Annotated in this window: 24 protein-coding genes; 14 read left to right on the top strand and 10 right to left on the bottom strand. The window is 70.5% G+C overall.

Annotation, left to right across the window (positions count from 1 at the left end; translation table 11 throughout):
* Positions 1 to 42: 42 nt before the first annotated feature.
* The gene (locus KVT44_RS06535) at positions 43 to 786 is read right to left on the bottom strand and encodes a VOC family protein (RefSeq protein ID WP_217566369.1); all 744 of its coding nucleotides are present in this window, start codon (positions 784 to 786) and stop codon (positions 43 to 45) included.
* Between the two features lie 76 nt (positions 787 to 862).
* Here KVT44_RS06535 and argC point away from each other — a divergent pair, with 76 nt between their 5' ends.
* From argC to KVT44_RS06510, 5 genes are read left to right on the top strand one after another with little or no spacing between them, the layout of a single operon-like run.
* Complete coding sequence (gene argC, locus KVT44_RS06530) at positions 863 to 1,891, top strand: N-acetyl-gamma-glutamyl-phosphate reductase (RefSeq protein WP_217566368.1); 1,029 nt, start codon at positions 863 to 865, stop codon at positions 1,889 to 1,891.
* Positions 1,888 to 3,039 (top strand): bifunctional glutamate N-acetyltransferase/amino-acid acetyltransferase ArgJ, encoded by a 1,152-nt coding sequence (gene argJ, locus KVT44_RS06525; protein ID WP_217566367.1) that lies wholly within the window; start codon positions 1,888 to 1,890, stop codon positions 3,037 to 3,039. The genes argC and argJ overlap by 4 nt, the downstream gene beginning before the upstream one ends.
* On the top strand, positions 3,036 to 3,956 hold the full coding sequence (argB, locus tag KVT44_RS06520) for an acetylglutamate kinase (protein WP_099923718.1): 921 nt from the start codon (positions 3,036 to 3,038) through the stop codon (positions 3,954 to 3,956). Before argJ ends, argB begins: the two co-directional genes overlap by 4 nt.
* On the top strand, positions 3,953 to 5,158 hold the full coding sequence (locus KVT44_RS06515) for an acetylornithine transaminase (RefSeq protein WP_190169746.1): 1,206 nt from the start codon (positions 3,953 to 3,955) through the stop codon (positions 5,156 to 5,158). Before argB ends, KVT44_RS06515 begins: the two co-directional genes overlap by 4 nt.
* A gap of 10 nt (positions 5,159 to 5,168) precedes the next feature.
* Positions 5,169 to 5,705, top strand: a complete 537-nt coding sequence (locus tag KVT44_RS06510; RefSeq protein ID WP_054230636.1) for an arginine repressor — start codon at positions 5,169 to 5,171, stop codon at positions 5,703 to 5,705.
* Positions 5,706 to 5,852: 147 nt separating this feature from the next.
* Here KVT44_RS06510 and KVT44_RS06505 read toward each other — a convergent pair whose 3' ends face one another.
* The 5 genes from KVT44_RS06505 to KVT44_RS06485 form a co-directional block, all read right to left on the bottom strand.
* Entirely contained in the window at positions 5,853 to 6,590 is a 738-nt protein-coding gene (locus tag KVT44_RS06505; protein ID WP_217566503.1) for an FAD:protein FMN transferase, read from the bottom strand.
* A gap of 43 nt (positions 6,591 to 6,633) precedes the next feature.
* Positions 6,634 to 7,467, bottom strand: a complete 834-nt coding sequence (locus tag KVT44_RS06500) for an FMN-binding protein (RefSeq protein WP_190169747.1) — start codon at positions 7,465 to 7,467, stop codon at positions 6,634 to 6,636.
* Positions 7,468 to 7,486: 19 nt separating this feature from the next.
* A complete protein-coding gene (locus KVT44_RS06495; protein WP_180293074.1) occupies positions 7,487 to 8,866 on the bottom strand; it encodes a ferric reductase-like transmembrane domain-containing protein in 1,380 nt (459 codons plus the stop codon).
* An 82-nt stretch (positions 8,867 to 8,948) separates the two neighbouring features.
* Positions 8,949 to 9,458 (bottom strand): FMN-binding protein, encoded by a 510-nt coding sequence (locus KVT44_RS06490; RefSeq protein WP_099923722.1) that lies wholly within the window; start codon positions 9,456 to 9,458, stop codon positions 8,949 to 8,951.
* Between the two features lie 7 nt (positions 9,459 to 9,465).
* Positions 9,466 to 10,836 carry a ferric reductase-like transmembrane domain-containing protein gene (locus KVT44_RS06485; RefSeq protein ID WP_217566366.1) on the bottom strand — a complete coding sequence of 457 codons (1,371 nt, stop codon included), beginning with the start codon at positions 10,834 to 10,836 and terminating at the stop codon, positions 9,466 to 9,468.
* A 184-nt stretch (positions 10,837 to 11,020) separates the two neighbouring features.
* Here KVT44_RS06485 and KVT44_RS06480 point away from each other — a divergent pair, with 184 nt between their 5' ends.
* Entirely contained in the window at positions 11,021 to 11,773 is a 753-nt protein-coding gene (locus KVT44_RS06480) for a response regulator transcription factor (protein ID WP_190169750.1), read from the top strand.
* Positions 11,770 to 13,260 carry a cell wall metabolism sensor histidine kinase WalK gene (locus KVT44_RS06475; protein WP_099923724.1) on the top strand — a complete coding sequence of 497 codons (1,491 nt, stop codon included), beginning with the start codon at positions 11,770 to 11,772 and terminating at the stop codon, positions 13,258 to 13,260. The genes KVT44_RS06480 and KVT44_RS06475 overlap by 4 nt, the downstream gene beginning before the upstream one ends.
* A gap of 94 nt (positions 13,261 to 13,354) precedes the next feature.
* Here the strand turns inward: KVT44_RS06475 and KVT44_RS06470 are convergent, their stop codons facing one another.
* The 3 genes from KVT44_RS06470 to KVT44_RS06460 all read right to left on the bottom strand — a co-directional run bounded on the left by KVT44_RS06470 (position 13,355) and on the right by KVT44_RS06460 (position 15,589).
* Positions 13,355 to 14,044, bottom strand: a complete 690-nt coding sequence (locus KVT44_RS06470; protein WP_217566365.1) for a L,D-transpeptidase — start codon at positions 14,042 to 14,044, stop codon at positions 13,355 to 13,357.
* A 3-nt stretch (positions 14,045 to 14,047) separates the two neighbouring features.
* Positions 14,048 to 14,635 (bottom strand): pyridoxamine 5'-phosphate oxidase family protein, encoded by a 588-nt coding sequence (locus KVT44_RS06465; protein ID WP_099923726.1) that lies wholly within the window; start codon positions 14,633 to 14,635, stop codon positions 14,048 to 14,050.
* 87 nt (positions 14,636 to 14,722) lie between these two features.
* Positions 14,723 to 15,589, bottom strand: coding sequence for a hypothetical protein (locus KVT44_RS06460; protein ID WP_217566364.1), 867 nt, complete (start codon positions 15,587 to 15,589; stop codon positions 14,723 to 14,725).
* 309 nt (positions 15,590 to 15,898) lie between these two features.
* Between KVT44_RS06460 and KVT44_RS06455 the strand changes: the two genes are divergently transcribed.
* From KVT44_RS06455 to KVT44_RS06435, 5 genes are all read left to right on the top strand, one after another.
* On the top strand, positions 15,899 to 17,092 hold the full coding sequence (locus tag KVT44_RS06455) for an argininosuccinate synthase (RefSeq protein WP_217566363.1): 1,194 nt from the start codon (positions 15,899 to 15,901) through the stop codon (positions 17,090 to 17,092).
* A 121-nt stretch (positions 17,093 to 17,213) separates the two neighbouring features.
* A complete protein-coding gene (gene argH, locus KVT44_RS06450; protein WP_099923729.1) occupies positions 17,214 to 18,647 on the top strand; it encodes an argininosuccinate lyase in 1,434 nt (477 codons plus the stop codon).
* Between the two features lie 154 nt (positions 18,648 to 18,801).
* A complete protein-coding gene (locus KVT44_RS06445; RefSeq protein WP_217566362.1) occupies positions 18,802 to 19,773 on the top strand; it encodes an aldo/keto reductase in 972 nt (323 codons plus the stop codon).
* A gap of 106 nt (positions 19,774 to 19,879) precedes the next feature.
* Entirely contained in the window at positions 19,880 to 20,425 is a 546-nt protein-coding gene (locus KVT44_RS06440) for a TetR/AcrR family transcriptional regulator (protein WP_180293076.1), read from the top strand.
* A 2-nt stretch (positions 20,426 to 20,427) separates the two neighbouring features.
* Positions 20,428 to 21,951: an MFS transporter gene (locus tag KVT44_RS06435; RefSeq protein WP_217566361.1), complete on the top strand. Its 1,524-nt coding sequence runs from the start codon at positions 20,428 to 20,430 to the stop codon at positions 21,949 to 21,951.
* Positions 21,952 to 22,023: 72 nt separating this feature from the next.
* On the opposite strand, the gene KVT44_RS06430 is transcribed toward KVT44_RS06435, so the two are convergent.
* Positions 22,024 to 22,695 carry a 1-acyl-sn-glycerol-3-phosphate acyltransferase gene (locus KVT44_RS06430; RefSeq protein WP_054230621.1) on the bottom strand — a complete coding sequence of 224 codons (672 nt, stop codon included), beginning with the start codon at positions 22,693 to 22,695 and terminating at the stop codon, positions 22,024 to 22,026.
* A gap of 297 nt (positions 22,696 to 22,992) precedes the next feature.
* Here KVT44_RS06430 and KVT44_RS06425 point away from each other — a divergent pair, with 297 nt between their 5' ends.
* Together KVT44_RS06425 and KVT44_RS06420 are read left to right on the top strand one after the other, a co-directional pair.
* A complete protein-coding gene (locus KVT44_RS06425) occupies positions 22,993 to 23,151 on the top strand; it encodes a hypothetical protein (RefSeq protein ID WP_217566360.1) in 159 nt (52 codons plus the stop codon).
* 198 nt (positions 23,152 to 23,349) lie between these two features.
* On the top strand, positions 23,350 to 24,561 hold the full coding sequence (locus KVT44_RS06420) for a glycerophosphodiester phosphodiesterase (protein WP_190169758.1): 1,212 nt from the start codon (positions 23,350 to 23,352) through the stop codon (positions 24,559 to 24,561).
* Positions 24,562 to 24,567 lie beyond the last annotated feature (6 nt).

Below are 24,567 nucleotides of genomic sequence, written 5' to 3'. Positions count from 1 at the left end.
GCCGGGGTCTCCCACGTGTCGGGGTGTCGTCAAGGCTCCGCGTCAGGACCGGCCGAGGACGCAGAACTCGTGGCCCTCCGGGTCGGCCAGGCACGTCCACGGGACGTCGCCCTGGCCGAGGTCGAGGTCGGTGGCGCCGAGGTCCCGCAGCCGGGCCACCTCCGCCGCTTTGTCGTCACCGGGGTAGGGCAGCAGGTCAAGATGGACGCGGTCCGGCACGGTCTTCAGGCCGGGCGTGCGGAGGAACTCGAGATACGGGCCGACCCCCTCGGCGGAGCGCAACACCGCATGATCGTCGGTCACCTCGTGCAGGGTCCAGTCCGTCGCCTCACCCCAGAACCGGGCCATGGCCCGCGGATCCGCGCAGTCGACCACCACCACGGCGATCGGCCCGGTGTCCCGGTAGATCTCCCGAGGCTCCAGCACGCAGAACTCGTTGCCCTCCGGGTCGGCGAGGACCGTCCACGGCACGTCGCCCTGGCCCACGTGGGCGGGCGTCGCACCGAGAGCCTTCAGGCGCGCGACCAACTCCGTCTGATGGGCCGCGGAGGTGGTGGCGAGATCGAGGTGCACACGGTTCTTTGTCGTTGTCTTCGGTTCCGGGACGGTGACGACGTCGATGCAGACGGCGACCGGGTCCGGCCAGACGAAGCCGCCGACGGGTTCAACGTTGGTCACGCCGGGTCCCTCGCTGGAAACACCCCAGCCGAGTGCCTCCGCCCAGAACCGGCCGACCGCCGAGTCATCAAGAGCCTTTATGTTCACCTGAACAGGTCGCAGCGCCATGTCGGCGATCCTATACGGGCGGATTGCATAAACGTGCAGCGAAACGTATAGTCATGCCATCTAGGAGGAGGGTTCCATGGTGGTACGCGCAGCGGTGGCGGGAGCGAGTGGGTACGCGGGCGGCGAAGCCCTGCGTCTGCTCCTGGCGCACCCCGAGGTCGAGATCGGCGCCCTGACCGGCAACTCCAACGCGGGTCAGCGCCTCGGCGCACTGCAGCCGCACCTGCTGCCGCTGGCCGACCGAGTCCTCCAGGAGACCACCCCGGACGTCCTCGCCGGGCACGACGTCGTCTTCCTCGCGCTGCCCCACGGGCAGTCCGCCGCCGTCGCCGAACAGCTCGGCCCCGAGGTCCTGGTCGTCGACATGGGCGCCGACTTCCGGCTCAAGGACCCGGCGGACTGGGAGAAGTTCTACGGCTCCGCGCACGCCGGCACCTGGCCCTACGGCCTTCCCGAACTGCCGGGCGCCCGCGCCGCGCTGGAGGGGTCCAAGCGCATCGCGGTGCCCGGTTGCTACCCGACGGCCGTCTCCCTCGCCCTCTTCCCGGCGTACGCGGCCGCACTCGCCGAACCCGAGGCCGTGATCGTCGCCGCGTCCGGGACCTCCGGCGCGGGCAAGGCGGCCAAGCCCCATCTGCTCGGCAGCGAGGTCATGGGCTCCATGTCCCCGTACGGAGTCGGTGGCGTCCACCGGCACACCCCCGAGATGATCCAGAACCTCGGTGCGGCGGCGGGGGAGCCGGTCACCGTGTCCTTCACACCCACCCTCGCGCCGATGCCCCGGGGCATCCTCGCCACGTGCAGCGCGAAGGCGCGTGAAGGGGTCACCGGTGAGTCCCTGCGCGCCGCGTACGAGAAGGCGTTCGCCGACGAACCCTTCGTCCACCTGCTGCCCGAGGGGCAGTGGCCCGCCACCGCGTCCGTCTACGGTTCCAACGCCGTTCAGGTCCAGGTCGCGTACGACGAAGCGACGCACCGCATCATCGCGATCAGCGCCATCGACAACCTGACCAAGGGCACGGCCGGCGGGGCCGTGCAGAGCATGAACATCGCCCTCGGGCTTCCCGAGGAAACGGGTCTTTCCACGATCGGAGTCGCACCGTGAGCGTCACCGCTGCCAAGGGCTTCACCGCCTCCGGCATCGCCGCAGGCATCAAGGAGAACGGCAACCCGGACCTGGCCCTCGTGGTCAACAACGGGCCCCGCCTCGCCGCCGCGGGCGTCTTCACCTCCAACCGCGTGAAGGCCGCGCCGGTCCTCTGGTCCGAGCAGGTCCTCAAGGGCGGTCAGGTCTCCGCCGTGATCCTCAACTCCGGCGGTGCCAACGCCTGCACGGGCCCCAAGGGCTTCCAGGACACGCACGCGACCGCCGAGAAGGTCGCCGCGGTCCTCGACGTCAACGCCGGCGAGGTCGCCGTCGCGTCGACCGGGCTCATCGGCGTACTCCTGCCGATGGACAAGCTGCTGCCCGGGGTCGAGTCGGCCGCCGCCCAGCTCTCCGCGCACGGCGGCGAGAAGGCCGCCATCGCCATCAAGACCACCGACACCGTGCACAAGACCTCGGTGCACACGGGCGACGGCTGGACCGTCGGCGGCATGGCCAAGGGCGCGGGCATGCTCGCCCCCGGCCTCGCCACCATGCTCGTCGTGCTGACGACGGACGCGGACCTCGACTCCGAGACCCTCGACAGGGCGCTGCGCGCCGCCACCCGCACCACCTTCGACCGCGTCGACTCCGACGGCTGCATGTCGACCAACGACACCGTGCTGCTGCTCTCCTCCGGAGCCAGTGAGGTCACCCCGCGGTACGCGGAGTTCGCCGAGGCCGTACGCGCGGTCTGCGACGACCTCGGTCAGCAGCTCATCCGGGACGCCGAGGGCGCCAGCAAGGACATCAAGATCGAGATCGTGAACGCCGCGAGCGAGGACGACGCCGTCGAGGTGGGCCGCTCCATCGCCCGCAACAACCTCCTCAAGTGCGCGATCCACGGCGAGGACCCCAACTGGGGACGCGTGCTGTCCGCGATCGGCACGACCGGCGCCGCCTTCGAGCCCGACCAGCTCAACGTCGCCATCAACGGCGTCTGGGTCTGCAAGAACGGCGGCGTCGGCGAGGACCGCGAGCTCGTCGACATGCGCTACCGCGAGGTCCACATCGTCGCCGACCTCGCCGCGGGCTCCCAGACCGCCACGATCTGGACCAACGACCTCACCGCGGACTACGTCCACGAGAACAGCGCCTACTCGTCATGAGCAATGTGACGCGGAAACACACCGCACTGCCCAAGGCCCGGATCCTCATCGAGGCACTCCCGTGGCTGACCCGCCACAACGGCAAGACGGTCGTCATCAAGTTCGGCGGAAACGCCATGGTGAACGAGGAGCTGAAGGCCGCCTTCGCCCAGGACGTGGTGTTCCTGCGGCAGGCCGGACTCAAGCCCGTCGTCGTGCACGGCGGCGGCCCGCAGATCAGCGCCGCCCTCGACCGGCACGGCATCGTCAGCGAGTTCAAGGCGGGCCTGCGCGTCACCACCGAGGACGCCATGGACGTCGTACGCATGGTCCTGGCCGGTCAGGTGCAGCGCGAGCTGGTCGGACTGCTCAACCAGCACGGACCGCTCGCCGTCGGCATGACCGGCGAGGACGCGCACACCATCACCGCCACCAAGCACCAGCCCGAGATCGACGGGGAGTTGGTCGACATCGGGCGGGTGGGCGAGATCACCGCGATCGACACGGGCGCGATCGAGGCACTGCTCGCCGACGGCCGGATCCCGGTCGTCTCCTCGATCGCCCGGAGCCAGGACGACGGACATGTCTACAACGTCAATGCTGATACGGCGGCTGCGGCTCTTGCTGCGGCACTGGGCGCCGAAACCCTCATGGTCCTCACGGACGTCGAGGGCCTCTACGAGGACTGGCCCGACAGCGACGAGGTGATCAGCCGCCTGACCGCCTCCGAACTGGAGAAGCTGCTGCCCGAGCTGGCCAGCGGCATGGTGCCGAAGATGGAGGGCTGTCTGCACGCCGTGCGCAACGGCGTCACCACCGCCCGCGTCATCGACGGCCGGGTCCAGCACTCGATCCTGCTGGAGATCTTCACCGACGAGGGGATCGGCACGATGGTCGTGCCGGACACACGGCCCGATGAACAGGGGGACGCCGAATGACCGGGACCAACGCGGAGCTCACCCAGCGGTGGCAGGGCGCGCTCATGGACAACTACGGCACCCCGCGGCTGCCGCTCGTCCGCGGCGAGGGCACCCGGCTGTGGGACGCCGACGGCAAGGAGTACCTCGACTTCGTCGGCGGTATCGCGGTCAACGCGCTCGGCCACGCCCACCCTGCGATCGTCGAGGCCGTGAGCCGGCAGATCGCCTCCCTCGGCCATGTCTCCAACCTCTTCGTCGCCGAGTCGCCCGTCGCGCTCGCGGAACGGCTGCTCCAGCTCTTCGGGCGCGAGGGCCGGGTCTACTTCTGCAACTCGGGCGCCGAGGCCAACGAGGGCGCGTTCAAGATCGGCCGGCTCACCGGCCGGGGCCACATGGTGGCCACCCACGGCGGCTTCCACGGCCGCACCATGGGCGCCCTCGCGCTCACCGGCCAGCCCGGAAAGCAGGAGCCGTTCCTGCCGCTGCCCGGTGACGTCACACACGTGCCCTACGGTGACGCGCAGGCGCTGGCCGCGGCGGTCACCGAGGACACCGCCCTGGTGATCATCGAGCCGATCCAGGGCGAGAACGGCGTGGTCGTACCCCCGCCCGGCTACCTCAAGGCCGCCCGCGCGATCACCGCCGCCACCGGCAGCCTCCTCGTCCTCGACGAGGTGCAGACCGGCATCGGCCGCACCGGACCCTGGTTCGCCTACCAGGACCACGAAGGTGTCCTGCCGGACGTCGTCACCCTCGCGAAGGGCCTCGGCGGCGGACTGCCGCTCGGTGCGACCGTCGCCTTCGGTCGGGCCGCCGAGCTGCTGAAGCCGGGCCACCACGGTTCGACCTTCGGCGGCAACCCGGTCGTCTGCGCCGCCGGACTCGCCGTCCTCGACACGATCGCGTCCGAGGGGCTCCTCGAGAACGTGAAGGCCGCGAGCGAGAAACTGCGGGGCGGAATCGAGTCACTCGGTAACCCGTTGATCGACCATGTCCGGGGTGCGGGCCTGCTCCTGGGTATCGTGCTCACCGAGCCGCTCGCGCCCCAGGTGCAGCAGGCGGCTCAGGACGCCGGTCTCCTGGTCAACGCGCCCGCCCCCGATGTCGTACGGCTGATGCCCCCGCTGAACCTGAGCGACGACGAGGTGGACGCGTTCCTCCAGGCCCTTCCCGGTGTCCTCGACGCTGTAGCCAACGGGGACGGACGAGCCAAAGAATGAGACGACGACGATGAGTCAGGCGCAGGATCACGAGCACGTCGGGCCTGCCGTGCCGCAGACCCGCACCGCACGCCACCGCCGGATCGTGGACATCCTCAACCGGCAACCGGTGCGATCCCAGAGCCAGTTGGCGAAGCTCCTCGCCGACGACGGGCTGAGCGTCACGCAGGCGACGCTCTCCCGGGACCTGGACGAGCTGAACGCGGTGAAGATCCGCAACAACGACGGCGACCTCATCTACGCGGTGCCGAGCGAGGGCGGTTTCCGCACCCCGCGCGCGCCGCTGGGGGAGTCGGCGAAGGAGGAGCGGATGCGGCGGCTCTCGTCGGAGCTGCTGATCTCCGCGGAGGCGTCCGCGAACCTCGTGGTTCTCCGTACCCCGCCGGGGGCGGCGCAGTTTCTCGCCTCCGCCATCGACCAGGCCGAGCTGCAGGACATTCTCGGGACGATCGCCGGGGATGACACGTTGCTGCTGATCAGTCGTAATCCGACGGGTGGGCAGGCTCTGGCCGATCATTTGCTGCGGTTGGCTCAGAACAATCATTGAGTTGTACGACGGTGGAGGCGCACCCCGGGTTGGGGTGCGCCTCCACTTCCGTGTGTTTGAGTTTTGGGTGCGGCCCGGTTGTGGCTGGTCGCGCCCGCGCGGCGGAGCCGCATGATGTCAACGCCCCGCGCCCCTAAAAACGGACACTCACCCCAGGCGCTGTGCCAGGCCCCCCGTGCACCGCACCTCGTCTCCCGCCGTGATCAGTAGGGCCTCGATGTCGGGGAGGGACTCCAGCCAGGTCAGGCCCTCTCGGGAGCCCATGGCGAAGGCCGCTGTCGCCCAGGCGTCCACCCAGGTCAGGCGAGGGCCCACCACGGTCACGGCGACCAGGTCGGTGACCGCGGAGCGGCCGGTGCGGGGGTCGACGATGTGCGCCCCGCGCTCGGCGGTGCCGGAGGTGGCCACCGACAGTTCGTCGACACCGGCCGCGGAGACCACGGCCGCGAGTGAACCGGGACGCAGCGGGTCCGAGACGCCGACCCGCCACGGGCGGTGCGTGCCGGGCGCGCCGAGCAGCTGGACGTCGCCGCCGCCGTTCACGCTGACTCCGGTCGCGCCGGCCGCCGCGAGGTGACGGGCCACGCGCTCGGTCGACCAGCCCTTCACGATCCCCGTCGGGTCGAGCCGGCCCTCGTACGTCGAGCTGAACCAGCCGTCGCTGACCCGCTCCGCCTCGGCACACAGGTCGAGCACCTCGGCGACCTCCGGATCGCACTCCTCGACCGTCAGCTCCCCGCGCGCGAGGCGCGAGATCTGGCTGTCCTCCCGATAGGTGCTGAACACTTCGTCCACCCGGTGGAGTTGGGCGACCGCCTCATCCAACGCGGTCCGCACGGCCTCGGGTTCGCCGCCACGCACGTCGAAGGAGAAGACGGTGCCCATGACCTCTTCCGCGTGCCGCAGGGCGGGCGGCTCCTGGTCCGGGTCAGCCACCGGCCTTGTCCAGGGCCGACTGCAGGGACTGCTTGTAACCGGTGCTGGTGTAGGTCGCACCGGAGACGGCGTCGATGTTCGCGTTCCCGGCCGCGACCGCCTCCTGGTTGAGCTTGGGCACGGCCAGCGCGGTCTTCTGGTCGCTCAGCCCGCCCTTGGGCGCCTGCACGGCCTCGGACTTGGTGATCTTTCCGCCGCTGACGGTGATACGGACCTGGACCGCCCCGTACTGGGTCTGGGCGACGCTTCCGGTGACCGTCTTGGCCTGTGCGGCGGGCGCCTGGGACGAGGAGCCGGCGGAACCGGCGGAGCCCGCACCCGCGGACCCGGTCGATCCCGCGGCTCCCGAGGAACCGCTGCCGCTCGCCTTGGCCTTGTCGAGGGCCGACTGCAGCGACTTCTTGTATCCGGCGCTCGTGTAGCTGGCACCCGACACCGCGTCGATGTTGGCGCTGCCCGCGGCGACGGCCTCCTGGTTCAGCTTGGGCACGGAGGCGTTGCTGACCTCGGTGCTGCGTCCGCCGCTGGGAATCTGGACGACCTCGGACTTGGTGATCTTTCCGCCGCTGACGGTGATACGGACCTGAACGGGCCCGTACTGGGTCTGCGCGACGTCGCCGGTGACCGTCTGGGCCCCCGTGGACGACTGCTGCGCGCTGCCGCCCTGGGGCGACTCCTGACCCGCCACCGACTGCTGGGGCGCGGCGCCCTGTGCCGACGCGGACGCCGGGTCGGAGGCGGGCTTCAGCGACAGCAGCAGGACGATCCCGGACACGGTGGCGGCGCCGGCCAGCACGACACGCCGCAAGGGGTGGCTCTTCTTCATCGCTCCTGACTCCCGTCGCTCACATCTCGAACGACTCGTGATGGATGCGGCGGGCGGGGACCCCCGCGCCGCGCAGTGCTTCGTAGACCTGCTGCGCGAAGCCGGGCGGCCCGCACATGAAGACGTCGTGGCGGTCGATGTCCGGCAGCTTGCGGCTCAGCGTCTCCGCCGAGATGTCCGGACGCTCGCCCTCGGGGCTGTTCACCGCGTACATCAGCCGGGCCCCGCGCTCCTCGGCGATCGCCGCGAGCTCGTCCCACAGGGCCAGGTCCTGGGTGGTGTTGGCCCGGTAGAGCAGCGTCAGGTCGCCCGCCGCGCCGGGCAGCGTCTCGAACAGCGCCCGCATCGGAGTGATGCCGACCCCGCCCGCCACCAGCAGCACCTTGCCGCGGCTGCGCTTGCCCGCCGTGAGCGCCCCGTACGGGCCCTCGGCCCAGACCCGGGTGCCGGGCCGCAGGTCGCGCAGCGCCGAGCTGTGGTCGCCGATCGCCTTTACCGTGATGCGCAGCATGTTGGGGCGGGGCGCCGCCGACAGCGAGTACGGGTGCGAGCTGAGCCGCATGCCCGGCGCCAGGAAACGCCAGCGGAAGAACTGCCCGGCCTCGGCGCCCATGCGGTGCAGCTTGCGCCCGCTGATCAGCACCGAGACGATCCCGGGGGTCTCCTCGATCACGGCCTCGACCCGCATCCGGTGCTTCAGGTTCAGCCGGATCGGCGAGAGGATGCGATACCAGATCACCAGGGCCGTCACCGACCCGTACAGCCCGTACCAGACCGTCTTGGCGGTCGGCTCGACGGCGAACTCGTTGCCCGTGGACAGCTGGTGCCAGAACGTCAGGAAGACGGCGGCGTAGGTGAGCAGGTGGATGTGGTACCAGGTGTCGTAGCCCATCCTGCGGCGCACCGGGCCCATGGAGAGCAGGCCGATCAGGAACAGCAGACCGGTGCCGATAGCCGCCTTGCCCATGTCGGGCAGCTGGTTGATCGAGTCGATGGTCTGCTGGACGATGTCGCCGAAGCTCTTGCCGGCCTGCAGCGCGTAGCCCCACATGATCAGCACGAGGTGCGCGAGCACCAGACAGATCGTGTACCGGCCGCTCATGGCGTGCCAGCGCGCCACCCGGTCCGAGCCCACCCGGCGCTCCAAGGCGGGCACCCGGGCCATCTGCAGCACCACCAGCGCCATCAGATACCCCGCGAGCAGCCCGGTGATCCGGCCCGCGTTGAGGATCTTGCTGTTGTCGTCGGCGATGGACGGGGTGTTGCTCCACCACAGCCAGATGACCCCGGCCGCGCCCGCCCCGACGGCGAGCAGCAGTGGGACGGCGGGGGAGCGTCGTGGGCGAATACGGCGCAAGGTCTGGCGCCGCGCGGCGCGGCCACCGGCGATCGTGGACACGGTTCCTCCGTGGTCGTCCGTGGGGACGGGGCTAGGGGAGAGGCCCCCTGGCCCAGAGATACGGGCCCCGACGGCCGTGCGTTCAGAGGCCTGCCGAGTCCAGTGCCGATTGGAGGGACTGCTTGTATCCGTCGCTGGTGTACGAGGCCCCTGAGACGGAGTCGATCTGGGCGCTCTGCGCGGCCAGCGCCTCCCTCCTGAGCTGGGGAATGGCGTAACTGTTGATCTCCTGGTCCCGTGGGTTGTCCGTGGGATAGGAGACCGCGGTCACATCGGTGATCTTGCCGTTCTTCAGTGTGACGCGCACCTGGACGGGGCCCCAGCGGGTCTGGACCGTGTCACCGGTGACGGTCTTGGTGCCGGTGCTCTTCGTGCTCCCGGACGAGCCTCCCGATGAGCTGCTGGAAGAGCTTCCGGGTGCGGGTGACTGGGACGGCGACTGTGACGCCGACTGTCCGGGGGAGGACGACGCCTGCGCCAGGGTCGGCGGCGTGTGCGGCTTGAGCGACAGCAGCAGGACGAAACCGGTGACGGTGGTGGCCGCCGCCAGCGTCACCCGGCGCAGCGGACGGTGCTTCTTCAGGGCGTGCACGGTGACCTCACAGCTCGAACGACTCGTGGTGGATACGGCGGTCGGGGACCCCGGCCGCGCGCAGCGCCCCGTACAGGTCCCGCGCCATGGCGGGCGGACCGCACAGATAGACGTCGTGCCCGGCGAGATCGGGCACGGAGGCCCGCAGGGACTCGGCGGTGAACCGCGGACGTGTCCCGTCGGCGCCGTTGACCGCGTACAGGACGCGCGCCCCGCGCCACTGGGCTATCGCCTCCAGTTCGGCGCCGAGCGCGAGGTCCTCGGCCGTGCTCGCCCGGTAGAGCAGCGTCACGTCGCCGGGTCCGCCGGGCAGCGTCTCGAACAGGGCGCGCAGCGGTGTGATGCCGACGCCGCCGGCGATCAGCAGCGCCTTGCGTCCGGTGTGCCGCTCGGCGGTCAGCGCCCCGTAGGGGCCCTCCGCCCACACCCGGGTGCCGGGCCGCAGCAGCCCCACGGCGGCACTGTGGTCGCCGAGCGCCTTCACGGTGATCCGCATCCGGTCGGGGCGCGGCGGCGCCGACAGCGAGTACGGCGTCGAGGTCCACCGCATTCCGTCCGAGAGGAACCGCCAGCGGAAGAACTGCCCCGCTTCGGCGCCGAGCTCGTCCAGCCGCTCCCCGCACACGACGACGGAGAAGACCCCGGGCGCCTCGCGGTACACGGACTCCACGCGCAGTTTGTGGCGCAGGTTGAGCCGCACCGGGACGAGCAGCCGGAACCACACCACCAGCGCTGCCGTGCCCAGGTAGAGCACGTACCAGGCGGCCTGGGCGGCGGTGTTGCCGACGAGGTCCGAGCCCAGCGCGAGCTGGTGGAAGAAGGTGAGGAACACGGCCACGTACGTCAGCAGGTGCAGGTAGTACCAGAACTCGTGGGTGATCCGGCGGCGGGCCGCGCGCGCCGAGGTGATCCCGACGGCGAAGAGGATGAGCGTGCCGGTCGTGGCCTTGAGCATGTCCGGGTAGTCGAACACCACGCTCAGCGTCTCGTGCACGATGCCCGCCCCGTCCTGGGCGGCGTACCCGAACAGGATCAGCGTGACATGCGCCACCAGCAGGCTGACCGTGTACCGGCCGGCCATGGCGTGCCAGCGGGCCACCCGGTCGGAGCCGATCCGCCGCTCCAGCAGGGGCACCCGGGCCATCAGCGCCACGAGCACCGCGCAGCTGTAGCCGCACAGCAGCCCGGCGATCCGCCCGGCGTCCGTCAGCCACCCGGCGAGGCCCACCACCGACCGCGTGTCGTACCACCACAGGGCGACGACCGCGCCGGCTCCGGCCCACAGCAGGGCCAGCAGGGGCCCGGCGGGCGAGGGGCGCGGTCGTCCGCGTCCGCGTGACGGGCGAGGGACCGCTGTCCGCTCGTACACCGTGGTCATATGTCCGTCCTTCCGGCTGTCCGGGAGGAAACTGTGCTTCGGCAACTTCTGAGCAGCCTCTGAATGGGCGCCCTCGTCGCGGATTCACAGGAAACGCAGAGCGGCGCACGCGGCCCACTCAGAGGAAACTCAGAGGCGGGAGGGGTGCTGCCGGCTCCGGCGAGGGGTGATCCTGGAAGACGACATGAACACTCCCCGCTCCCGAGGCACCGGCCTGCCCGCGCTCACCCGCCCCGACGGCACCCCCGTACGCGTCCTCGTCGTCGACGACGACCCCGACCTGGCCGAGGTGCTCTCCGGCGCCCTGCGCTACGAGGGCTGGGAGGTCCGCACGGCGGGCGACGGGGCCTCGGCCGTCACCGAGGCACGCGAGCTGATGCCGGACGCCGTCGTCCTCGACGTGATGCTCCCGGACACCGACGGCTTCGCCGTGCTGCGCACCCTGCACACCGTGCACCCCGAGGTCTGTGTGCTCTTCCTCACCGCGCGGGACGCCGTCGAGGACCGCATCGCGGGCATCACCGCGGGCGGCGACGACTACGTGACCAAGCCGTTCAGCCTGGAGGAGGTCGTCGCCCGGCTGCGCGGCCTGCTGCGCCGCGCGGGCATGGCCCGGCAACTGGACGAGGGCCCGCGCCTGACCGTCGGCGACCTCGTGATGGACGAGGAGGCCCGCGAGGTGACCCGGGGCGGCGAGCTGGTCGAGCTGTCGCCGACCGAGTTCGAACTGCTGCGCTTCCTGATGCGCAACCCGCGCCGGGTGCTCAGCAAGGCGCAGATCCTCGACCGCGTCTGGTCCTACGACTTCGGCGGTCAGGCCCATGTCGTGGAGCTGTACATCTCGTACCTGCGCAAAAAGGTGGACGCGGGCCGCGAGCCCATGATCCACACGGTGCGGGGCGCCGGGTACGTGATCAAGCCGGTGGCCGGACGATGAGCCGGCGCCGGTGGCCACGGGTGCGGGCGGTCATCCGTCGGCTGCCGCTCCCGCGCACGATGCGGGCCCGCCTCACCGCCGGGCTCCTGGTCCTGCTCGCCGTCAGCTGCGCCGCCGTCGGGGTGGCCGCGGTGTACGAACTGAACGGCTTCCTCACCGGCCGCCTCGACCAGCAGCTGCACGACGTGGGGGTGCGGTTCCCCGCGAGCCTGGAGCACGGCACCGTCAAACCGTCGGACCGTGACGGCGACGAGAACGGCGACACCCGGCGGCAGAGCACCGGTACCTTCGGCGCGCGGCTGGTCGGCCGGGACGTCACCAACGCGGCCGTCGTGCCCTCCGGCCAGAACATCACCGACCTGAACGTGTCCCTGACCACCTCCGACCGGCAGACCCTGGCCGGCATCCCCACCGACGGCCGCGCCCACACCGTCTGCCTGTCGGCGCTCGGCGACTACCGCGTGCTGGCGGCGCGCGGACTGGACGGCGACGTCCTGGTCAGCGGGCTGCCGATGGAACCGGTCCGGGCCGCCGTGCACCGCCTGGAACTGGTCGCGGGCTGTGTCTTCGGCCTGGCCCTCGTGGTCGCCGGAGTCGCCGGAGCCCTGTGGGTGCGCTGGTCGCTGCGCCCACTGAGCCGGGTCGCCGCGACCGCGACCCGGGTCAGCGAGCTGCCGCTCGCCAGCGGTGAGGTGGCGCTGCCGCCGCGTGCGCCGGAGCAGGACCCGCGCAGCGAGGTGGGCCGCCTCGCCGGCGCCTTCAACCGGATGCTCGGCCATGTCGAGGACGCCCTGACCAAGCGGCACGCGAGCGAGGAACGGCTGCGCAGCTTCGCGGCCGACGCCAGCCATGAACTGCGCACGCCGGTCGCCTCGGTCCGCGGCCACGCTGAGCTGGCGCTGCTGCACCCGGGCCCGGTGCCGCCCGAGGTCACCCGAGCCCTCGAACGTATCGCCGCCGAGTCGGCGCGGATGGGCGAGATGGTCGACGACCTGCTCCTGCTCGCCCGCCTCGACGCGGGCCGCCCGTTGGAGCGCCTTCCCGTCGACCTCACCCACCTCGTCCTCGACTCGGTCACCGACGCCCGCGCCGCGGGGCCCGACCACCGCTGGACGCTGGAACTCCCGGAGGAACCGGTCACGGTGACGGGCGACGCCCACCGTCTCCAACAGGTGTTGGCCAACCTGTTGGCCAACGCCCGTTGGCACACACCCGTCGGCACCAAGGTCACGGTGTCCTTGGAGACCGACGCCAAGACGGCCGTCCTGACGGTCCACGACGACGGCCCGGGAGTCCCGGAGGACGTCCAGCCCGGCGTCTTCGAACGGTTCACCAGAGCCGACCGCCGCCGCACCGGGGGAGCGGGCGGTGGCGCGGGCCTCGGGCTGTCCATCGTGGCGGCCGTGGTGGAGGCCCACGGCGGCACGGTCGAGCTGGAGAGCCGTCCGGGGGCGACGACGTTCACGGTCCGACTGGGCGCCCCGTAAGCGGCGCGGGGCTGTGACACCCTGCGGCTCCGCCGCGTGGGCGCGCCCGGCCACGAAGCACCCGCACCTAGTCCCCGCCGCAAAGCACCCGCACCTAGTAACGGGTGATCGCAGTCCCGCCACTCACCGTCCCGATCGCGATACGCGGCCCCCGCGTGGGATCGACCCACGCCAGAATCCGCCGCATCGCGGCCTCCGACACCGACACACAACCAGCCGTCGCCCCGGCCCCGTCGACGTGCAGGAAGATTCCCGCCCCGCGCCCCCGCACGGGCCGCTCGTAGTTGAACCCCACGACCAGCGCGTACGCGTACTGCGTCTCATACGCGATCAGATGCTCGGACTCGGACGCACGGCAGTCGGCCGGTCGCGGCTCGGTCCACCGGTTGTAGGAACGGGAGTCGTTGTCCTGGCACCACCAGGACTCCTCCCGCACCCGCCGGTAGGGAACCGCGGTACCGGCCGGCGCGGCCTTGATCCCGAAGGCGAACGGAAGGTCGTACAGCCCCGTGGGTGTCGTGTTCGATCCCTGCTTGCGTGAGCCCCCCTCCGCCAGCCCTTTCGCCCCGAAGCGCGCCGCCGCCGAACCGGCCTTCACCCAGTGCGCGTCCCGCCGGTCCCACCAGGTGAGCGTGCCCGACGTCGAGCCCTCGCGGGGCGCCTGAGCCGTGATCAGCTGGCTGCCGCCACCGGTGTCCGCCATCTGCTCGGGGAGGGTGGGCGGATCACTCGGGACCAGGGCGAGCAGGGACGCGGACGCGAGGGCGGCGGCTGCGAGGCGCATGGCTCAGACCGTACGGGGAGGCAGCGGGAGCGGCAGCCCGGGCAGGCCGTCCAGGCTCGTCGCCACGTGGTCCTTCTTGGTGAAGTACTCGCTCAGCGAGGCGTCGTCCTCGCGCGCGAAGCGCTTGCCGTGCAGGTCGCGGTCCGCTTCGTACGACATGAAGGGCACCGCGTAGCCGCAGGTGTCCCGGACGAGTTCGGCGGTCACGACGATGATCGCGCGCAGACCGTGCGGGGTCGGGTCGATGCCCGGGAAGTGCGTCAGCAGTTCCTCGAAGCGGGGGTCGTCGCGCAAGACGGGCTCGCCGTGGCCGTGCACCCGGACGATGTTCGGCGGGCCCTGGAAGGCGCACCACATGAGGGTGATCCGGCCGTTCTCCCGGAGATGGGCGATCGTCTCCGCGTTGCTGCCGGCGAAGTCCAGGTAGGCGACGGTGAGTTCGTCGAGGACGACGAACGAGCCCGTGAGGCCCTTGGGGGAGAGGTTGACCGTGCCGTCCCCGGACAGGGGTGCGGTCGCGGTGAAGAAGAGGGGCTGCGCCTCGATGAACGAACGAAGCCTGCCGTCTATGCGCTCATAAGTCTTTCCCATGTCTAATGATTATTGGGCAAGACCATTCGCCTGTCTAAGGAATTCACCCGTCCGGGGCATGGGTTCACGCGGCGGCCACGGAAGACATCACTCGTTGAGCGTGCAGGTCGCGAGGGAGTCCAGACCCGTGGGCTTGGCCGCGGTGCGGCCGATGGAGATGGCGATGCGGTCGATGGTCGACTTCCGCTTGTCCGCGAGGGGGCCGAGGATCGCGTTCTGCACGAAGTTCGGTCCGCCCTGGCCGACGGTGTTCGCCAGTCGGGTGTTGGCCTCGGTGATCTGGGTGTTCAGGAGCGTGAGGTTGCGGGTGACCTCGGCCTGCGCGGAAGCGGGGATCGCGGGCAGCTTCGACGCGACGTCCGGGCAGGTGATGGTGCCGGCGGCGGTGGTGCTGCCGGTGTTACCTGTGGCGCCCGTGTTTCCGGTGTTCCCCGTGTTGCCTGCCTGCTGGGTGGCCGTCGCGCTCGGGGCCGCGGTGGCCGCGCCGCCGCCCGCGTTCACGCCGTTCGCGTTCAGGGTGCAGGGCGCGAGCGAGTCGAGACCCGTGGGCTTGGCCGCGGTGCGGCCGATCGCGGTGGCGATGCGGTTGATCGTCGCCACCCGCTTGTCCTTGAGGGGGCCGAGGATCGCGTTCTGGACGAAGTTGGGGCCGCCCTGGCCGACGGTGTCGACGAGCCGCTTGTTGGCCTCGGCGATCTGGGTGTCCAGGAGCGTGAGGTTGCGGGTGACCTCGGCCTGCGCGGAGGCGGGGATCGCGGGCAGGCTCGGCGCGACGGCCGGGCAGTTCACCGTGCCCGGGGAGGTCGCGGCCTTGGTGGTGGCGTTCGTGCCGCTCTTGGACGTCTCCCCGGCCAAGGCGTTGCCGGCGATCACGGCTCCGGAGAGCACCACCGCGGCGGTGCCGCCGATCATCAGGACGCGGCGCTTGTTGTACTTCGGAAGGGCCCTGGACATGCGGAAGCCTCACTCGGTTCGGGGGTGGGGGACCGTCCGGTGGTCGTCCGGGCGGTCCGTTGCTCGTCGCGCCTCGGTCTGCGAAGACCTCGGCGGCAAAAACCTCTGTGTACGGAAACCTCGGTGTACAAAAACGCGGCGCCTGCGTTCGGGGAGAGGTACGAGAAAGCGCGTTCCGTCGTTCAAACACCCTCGGACATTTTCGATCAGGGTTCTCCATGGCTCCTTCGAGGACGACCCGTGATTGACGAATCATGCAGAGTGCTGCATACTCATGCATGCCAGCGAATGCAGCGTGAGGAGAAACCCGTGACCGAGCGCGTCGTACTCGCCTACTCAGGCGGTCTGGACACCTCCGTCGCCATCGGCTGGATCGCCGAGGAGACGGGCGCCGAGGTCATCGCCGTCGCGGTCGACGTCGGTCAGGGCGGCGAGGACCTGGACGTCATCCGCAAGCGCGCCCTCGCCTGCGGTGCCGTCGAGGCCGAGGTCGCGGACGCCAAGGACGAGTTCGCCGAGGAGTACTGCCTCCCGGCGATCAAGGCCAACGCCCTCTACATGGACCGCTATCCGCTGGTGTCGGCCCTCTCCCGGCCGACCATCGTCAAGCACCTCGTCGCCGCCGCCCGGAAGCACGGCGCCACCACGGTCGCCCACGGCTGCACCGGCAAGGGCAACGACCAGGTGCGGTTCGAGGCCGGCATCGTCGCCCTCGCCCCCGACCTCAAGTGCATCGCCCCGGTCCGCGACTACGCGATGACCCGTGACAAGGCGATCGCCTTCTGCGAGCAGAAGAACCTCCCGATCGCCACCACCAAGAAGTCCCCGTACTCCATCGACCAGAACGTCTTCGGGCGCGCGGTCGAGACGGGCTTCCTGGAGGACATCTGGAACGCGCCGATCGAGGACATCTACGAGTACACCTCGAACCCGGCCGAGGCCCGCGAGGCCGACGAGGTCGTCATCTCCTTCAAGGAGGGCGTCCCGGTCGCCATCGACGGCAGGCCCGTCACCGTCCTGCAGGCCATCCAGCAGCTCAACGAGCGCGCCGGAGGCCAGGGCGTCGGCCGGATCGACATGGTCGAGGACCGGCTCGTGGGCATCAAGTCCCGCGAGGTGTACGAGGCCCCGGGCGCGATCGCGCTCATCACGGCCCACCAGGAGCTGGAGAACGTCACCGTCGAGCGCGAACTCGCCCGCTACAAGCGGCAGGTCGAGCAGCGCTGGGGCGAACTGGTCTACGACGGCCAGTGGTTCTCCCCGCTCAAGCGCGCCCTGGACGGCTTCATCGACGAGGCCAACCAGCACGTCAACGGCGACATCCGGATGACCCTGCACGGCGGCCGCGCGGTCGTCACCGGACGGCGCTCCGAGACCTCGCTCTATGACTTCGACCTGGCGACGTACGACACGGGCGACACGTTCGACCAGGCCGCCGCCAAGGGCTTCATCGACATCTACAGCCTGTCGTCGAAGATCGCCGCGAAGCGGGACCTCGCGTAACGGCTCGCACAACGGCTCGCGTACGACGAGGTCCACCCCACACGCACTAGCCTGACAGCCGCCTCCTCACTCACGGGTGGGGAGGCGGCGGCACATCCAGACCTTCCGAGGAGCAACGCAAGTGAGCAGCAACAGCGGAGACGTCCGGCTCTGGGGCGGCCGTTTCGCCGACGGTCCCGCCGAGGCGCTGGCCAAGCTGTCCGCGTCCGTCCACTTCGACTGGCGGCTCGCGCCGTACGACATCGCCGGATCGCGTGCCCACGCGCGCGTACTGCACAAGGCGAACCTCCTTGACGACGACGAGCTGACGCGGATGCTCGCGGGCCTCGACCAGCTCGAAGCCGACGTGGCGGACGGCTCCTTCGTGGGCACCATCGCCGACGAGGACGTGCACACGGCCCTGGAACGCGGGCTGCTGGAGCGCCTCGGCCCCGACCTCGGCGGCAAGCTGCGCGCGGGTCGCTCCCGGAACGACCAGGTCGCGACGCTCTTCCGCATGTGCCTGCGCGACCACGCCCGTACGATCGGCGGTCTGATCGCCGACCTCCAGGACGCGCTGATCGGCCTCGCGGAGGCGCACCCGGACGTGGCGATGCCCGGCCGTACGCACCTCCAGCACGCCCAGCCGGTGCTCTTCGCCCACCATGTGCTGGCTCACGTCCAGCCCCTGTCCCGGGACGCGGAGCGGCTGCGCCAGTGGGACGAGCGGACGGCGGTCTCGCCGTACGGCTCCGGCGCGCTCGCGGGCAGCAGCCTCGGCCTGGACCCGGAGTCGGTGGCGAGGGACCTCGGCTTCGAACACGGCTCCGTCGCGAACTCCATCGACGGCACGGCCTCCCGCGACTTCGTGGCGGAGTTCGCCTTCATCACCGCGATGATCGGCGTGAACCTCTCCCGGATCGCCGAGGAGGTCATCATCTGGAACACGAAGGAGTTCTCCTTCGTCACCCTGCACGACGCGTTCTCCACGGGCTCGTCGATCATGCCGCAGAAGAAGAACCCGGACATCGCCGAGCTGGCGCGCGGCAAGTCGGGCCGTCTGATCGGCAACCTGACGGGCCTGATGGCGACACTCAAGGCGCTTCCGCTCGCGTACAACCGCGACCTCCAGGAGGACAAGGAGCCGGTCTTCGACTCCATCGACCAGCTCGAGGTCCTGCTCCCGGCCTTCACCGGCATGATGGCCACGCTGACGGTGCACCGCGAGCGCATGGAGGAGCTGGCCCCGGCCGGCTTCTCGCTCGCCACGGACATCGCCGAGTGGCTGGTCAAGCAGGGTGTGCCGTTCCGCGTCGCCCACGAGGTCGCCGGCGAGTGCGTCAAGGTCGCGGAGGCCGACGGCAAGGAGCTGAACGACCTCACCGACGAGCAGTTCGCGAAGATCTCCGCCCATCTCACCCCCGAGGTGCGCTCCGTCCTGAACGTCCCGGGTGCCCTCGCCTCCCGCGACGGCCGCGGCGGTACGGCACCCAGCGCGGTCGCCGTCCAGCTCGCCGAGGTGAAGGCGGACGTGGCGGCCCAGCACGCGTGGGCCACGGCCAAAGAGAAGCGGTGAGGGAAGCGCCCCGAAAGGGGCGCGGGGAACTGCGTGAGCAACCCCCACGATCCCGCACCCGCCACATCGCCGCACGAGCCGAGCTCTGAGGCGAAGGTCATCGCGGGTTACGTTGGTCAGGAGCCGCACCGGAGCCGACCGAACGGAGCCCGCGATGCCCTTCGCCCGTCTCGCCACCGCCACGACGCCCACCTGCCACATCGGCCTGGGTCTCGCCGCCGTCGGCCGCCCGGGTTACATCAACCTCGGCCGAGACCATGACCTCGGAGAGGATCGCAGCGTCGCAACGCTGCGCGCCCGCACCCACGAACTCCTGGACGCCGCCTACGCGCAGGGCGTGCGCTACTTCGACGTGGCCCGCTCCTACGGCCGTTCGGAGGAGTTCCTCGCCGACTGGCTGAAGAGCCGGCCGGACGTCGACGACGTGGTCATCGGCAGCAAGTGGGGCTACACCTACACCGCGGACTGGACCACGGACGCCGAGAAGCACGAGGTCAAGGACCACACCCTCGCCACGTACGAGCGGCAGCGCGCCGAGACCGCCGCCCTGCTCGGTGACCGGCTCGACCTCTACCAGATCCACTCGGTGACCCCGGACAGCCCGGCCCTCACCGACAAGGAACTCCACGCGAAACTCGCCGAGGCGGCCGCCCAGGGCCTTTCGATCGGCTTCTCCACGAGCGGGCCCGCCCAGGCCGACGCCATCCGCGCCGCGCTCGCCGTGACGGTCGACGGCGAGCCCCTCTTCCGTACCGTCCAGTCCACGTACAACGCCCTGGAGACCTCGGCGGCTCCCGCCCTCGCAGAGGCGCACGACGCCGGGCTCACGGTGATCGTCAAGGAGGGCATGGCCAACGGCCGCCTGGCCGCCGAGCACGCGCCGGACGCGGTGCGGGCGATCGCCGAGGAGACGGGCCTCGGCGCCGACGCCGTCGCCCTCGCGCTGATCCTGCGGCAGCCCTGGGCCGGAGTCGTCCTCTCGGGCGCGGCCACCTCCGCCCAGCTCGCCTCGAACCTGCACGCGGCCGTCGTCGACCTGAACGAGGACCAGCTGACCCGCCTCGCGGTGCTCGCGGAGGACCCGGACGTGTACTGGGAGCGGCGCGGGCAGCTGCCCTGGCACTGACCGCGGCGGAAATCCCGGTACCGCAAAAACCGACAAAGTAGGGCGCAGGTGAGACTCGCGCACCCCATGTGAGACAAACATGTCTCACATGGGGTACCGTTGTCTCATGGCCGTCGACCGTGACCACGTGCTGCGCAGCGCAGCCGCCCTGCTCACCCGTAAATCCACCGCCACCATGGACGAGGTCGCCAGGGCGGCCGGGATCAGCCGGGCCACGCTGCACCGCCAGTTCGCCGGACGGGACGCGCTCGTCCGGGCGCTGGAGGCCCTCGGTATCGAGGAGTGCGAGGCGGCACTCGACGCCACCCGCCTCGACGAGGGCACCGCTCAGGAGGCACTGCGCCGCCTGGTGAAGGAGCTCGAACGCGTGGCCGGTCTGCTCGCCTTCCTCTACACCGAGAACCAGCTGTTCGAGGGCGAGGGGCAGAACGAGGGCTGGGCCCGGCTCGATGCCCGGATGGCCGCCCTGTTCCGGCGCGGCCAGGAAGGCGGCGAGTTCCGCATCGACCTCAGCCCCGCCTGGCTCACCGAGGCGCTCTATGGCCTCATGGCCTCGGGCGCGTGGGCCGTGACCGAGGGCCGCGTCGCCGCCAAGGACTTCCACTACATGATCGTCGAGCTGCTGCTCGGCGGCGCACTACGGAGAGAGTGATCATGACCAGCACCCTGCAGCCGGCGCTGACGGCGGAGGTGGAGAAGCGTCCGGGCCGTTGGCTCGCGCTCTGCGTCCTCGTCCTCGCCGTGCTGTTGGTGGCCGTCGACGCGACCGTGCTCGGTCTCGCGACCCCTTACATCAGCGAGGACCTGAAGCCCTCCGGCACCCAGCTCCTGTGGATCGGTGACGTCTACTCGTTCGTCATCGCCGGTCTGCTCGTCTCCATGGGCAGCCTCGGCGACCGCATCGGCCGCAAGAAGCTGCTGCTGATGGGCGCCACGGCGTTCGGCGCGATATCGGTGCTCAACGCGTACGCGACGACCCCGGAGATGATGATCCTGGCGCGGGCGCTGCTCGGAGTCGCGGGCGCGACCCTGATGCCCGCCACGCTCGCCCTCATCCGCAACCTCTTCCACGACCCGCGCGAGCGCAGCCTCGCCATCGGCATCTGGGGCGCCACGGCCTCCGCCGGTACGGCGGTCGGGCCCGTCGTCGGTGGCTTCCTGCTCGAACACTTCTGGTGGGGATCGGTCTTCCTCATCAACGTGCCCGTGATGCTGATCCTCGTCCCCGTCGGCATCAAGCTGCTGCCCGAGTCCCGCAACCCGAACCCCGGCCCCTGGGACCTGGCCAGCGTCGTGCTCTCCCTCGTCGGCATGATCGGCATCGTGTACGCGGTGAAGGAGGCCGCCACGCACGGGTTCACCTGGCAGCCGATGGCCGTAGGCGTGCTCGGCGCCGGGGCTCTCCACGGCTTCGTACGCCGTCAACTCGCGATGCCCGTACCACTGCTGGACATGCGGCTGTTCCGCAACCGGGGCTTCTCGGCGGCGGTGCTCGCCGATCTGCTGACCGTCTTCGGCCTGTCCGGACTGGTTTTCTTCCTGTCCCAGTACCTGCAACTCGTCCAGGGCAGGCCGCCGTTCCAGGCGGGGCTCGCCGAACTGCCCGCCGCCATCGGAGCGGTGGGAGCGGGTCTGATCGCGGGCTCGGCCGCGCGCCGCTACTCGGTCCGTGCCGTGGTCTCCGGTGGTCTCGCCGCCGTGGGCCTCGCGCTCGGCGTGCTCACCCTGTTGAACCAGTCCACCGGGTACTCGGTGCTCGGCTCGGCACTTCTGATCGTCGGCGTCGGCGCGGGCTTCTCGTTCACCGTCACCGCCGACGTGATCCTCTCCAGCGTGCCCAAGGAGCAGGCCGGCGCCGCGTCCGCGGTCTCCGAGACGGCGTACGAGCTCGGCGCCGCCCTCGGCATCGCCCTGCTCGGCTCCATCGTGACCGGCGTCTACGCGGGCTTCACCGGCCCCGCGGGCACCCCGGCAGGGGCCCACGACTCCCTGGGCGGCGCGGTGGAGGCGGCGGCAACCCTGCCCACCCACACCGCGGAGGCCCTGCTGACCGCGGCTCGCACATCCTTCGTGGACGGCCTGGCACTGGCGTCCGGCATCGGAGCGGCGGTACTGCTCGCCACAGCGGCAGCGGCGTGGTTCCTGCTGAAGGGCCAGAAACTGGAATCCGGGGTCTAGGCAGGCGCCCCGTCAGGGGCGCGGGGAACTGCGCGACCAGCCACACTCCACCCGCACCCGAACAACAAACTGCTACGCGGCCTTCGCCTTCGTGGCGTACATGTCCACGTACTCCTGCCCCGACAACCGCATGACCTCGGTCATCACGGAGTCGGTCACGGCCCGCAGCACATACCGGTCACGGTCCATGCCTTCGTACCGCGAGAACTCCATCGCCTCACCGAAGCGGACCGTGACGCGGCCCGGCCGCGGCATCCCCGCACCGCCGGGCTGCAGTTTGTCCGTGCCGATCATCGCGAACGGGACGACCGGGGCGCCGGTCATCAGGGTGAGGCGGGCGATACCGGTGCGGCCGCGGTAGAGCCGGCCGTCGGGGGAGCGGGTGCCCTCCGGGTAGATGCCGAAGACCTTGCCCTCCTCCAGAATGCGACGGCCGGTCATCAGCGCCGCGACACCACCGTTGGCGCCGTCCCGGTCCACCGGGATCATGCCGACGCCGGTGAAGAACCAGGCCATGAGGCGGCCCTTGAACCCCTTGCCGGTGACGTACTCGTCCTTGCCGATGAAGAGCACCTGCCGGTCGCAGACCAGGGGCAGGATCATCGAGTCGATGAACGTGAGGTGGTTGCCGGCCAGGATGACGGGGCCGTCGCCCGGGATGTGCTCCACGCCTTCCACCCGTGGGCGGAACATCAGGCGCATGATCGGTCCGAGCACTGCCTTGATGAGCGCGAAGCGGGACAACGGGCCCTCCGGTGTCAAGGGATCGGTATGAAGTATGTGCAGGTGAGGACGATACTCGCGGCCCTCCGGTGATTGCACATCGGGTTCACCGACTGGATACGGACTGTTGACCAATGTTTACCTGAGGTGGCGGGCTGTTGCGCGTTCGTCACACGGACGGAAGCATGTGACGTATCTCGCGACGGCTTCGGCCGCCACGCCGGACGAGTCGCACAGGTTCGCCGAACGAGTCGCCCAGTTCGACCGGGTCGCACGCCTTGCCCGGGTCGGACGGATGGAACGGGGATTGTGGGATACATGATCGTGACGCTCGCCGCCTTGGTCCTGATCTTCGGGAGTGCCGCAGTGGTCCTGATCCGCAGGGACCGCCGCCGCGTCTACGAGGCCCAGCACGTCAGCGACTCCGGGGCCGTCAGCGCCGCCCGGGACCGGGACCCCGGAATCGGGAACCTCTGACCGCGTACCCGGACCGCGTACCCACCACCGTCACCCCGAAACTGACGGACCGCCAGGCCCCCTTGTTCCGTACAGCTGTTCCGTACGCCATCCAGTGGCACCCACGTGTTCCGCCACAGGTCTCCCTCCCGTCACGGAAGGGAACCTACGATCGACCCGCTTTGACAGGTACGGGGCGGTACAGCGGGAGGAGCGCTCATGGGGACGCAGGGGACGCACGGGACACAGGGCATACCGGAGTCGCGGGAGCCGAACGGGCAGGACCGGGGCACGGCGCGACGCGCGCTGCTCGGGGCCGCGGTGCTCGGCGCGGGCGGAGCGGTCCTCGGGCTGCCGGGTGCGGCGAGAGCCGACGAGCGGCACGCGAGCGGCGGGCACGGCGGCGGCTACAAGAGCCTGCCGAAGCCGACCGTCATCGGGCACCGGGGCGCCAGCGGCTACCGGCCCGAGCACACCTTCGGCTCGTACCAGCTGGCCCTCGACATGGGCGCCGACGTCGTCGAGGCCGGTGACCTGGTGCCCACCAAGGACGGCCACCTCGTCTGCCGGCACGAGCCGGAGATCGGCGGCACCACCGACGTGTCGGCGCACCCCGAGTTCGCCGACCGCAAGACCACCAAGACCCTCGACGGCATCCCCACCACGGGCTGGTTCACCGAGGACTTCACCCTCGCCGAGCTGAAGACCCTGCGGGCCGTCGAGCGCATCCCCGCCAACCGCCCGCACAACACGCTCTACAACGGCCGCTGGGAGATCCCCACCTTCGAAGAGGTGCTCCACTGGCAGGACGAGCAGACCCGCAAGCGCGGCAAGCAGGTCTGGATCTACCCCGAGACCAAGCACCCCACCTACTTCCGCGCGTTGGGCCTCGGCCTGGAGGAGCGCCTCGCCAAGGTGCTCCGCAAGCACGGCAAGGACAAGAAGAACTCGCCGGTCATCATCCAGTCCTTCGAGCCGACCAGCATCCAGCGCCTCGACAAGCTGGTCGACAACCCGCTCGTCGTGCTGCTCTCCGCCGCGAACACCCGCCCCTGGGACTTCGTCACGACGGGCGACCCGCGCACCGTCGCCGACCTCGTCAAGCCCGAGGGCCTGAAGTGGATCGCCTCGTACGCCCAGGGCATCGGCCCCACGCTCGACCTGGTCATCCCCAAGGACGCGAACGGCGCCCTCACCACGCCGACCACGCTGGTCGCCGACGCGCACCGAGCGGGCCTGATCCTGCACCCGTACACCATGCGCAACGAGAACACCTTCCTGCCCGCGAACTTCCGGCAGGGCACCGACCCGAACGCCTACGGTGACGCCTTCGGCGCCTTCAAGACCTACTTCGCCACCGGCATCGACGGCGTCTTCTCGGACAACGCGGACACCGCGCTGCTCGCCCGCGAGGACTTCGTCAACGGATGATCCACT

Source organism: Streptomyces sp. GbtcB7 (assembly GCF_019091445.1).
Taxonomy (GTDB): Bacteria; Actinomycetota; Actinomycetes; order Streptomycetales; family Streptomycetaceae; genus Streptomyces; species Streptomyces mirabilis.
This window is presented reverse-complemented; position numbering and strand designations above follow the sequence as displayed.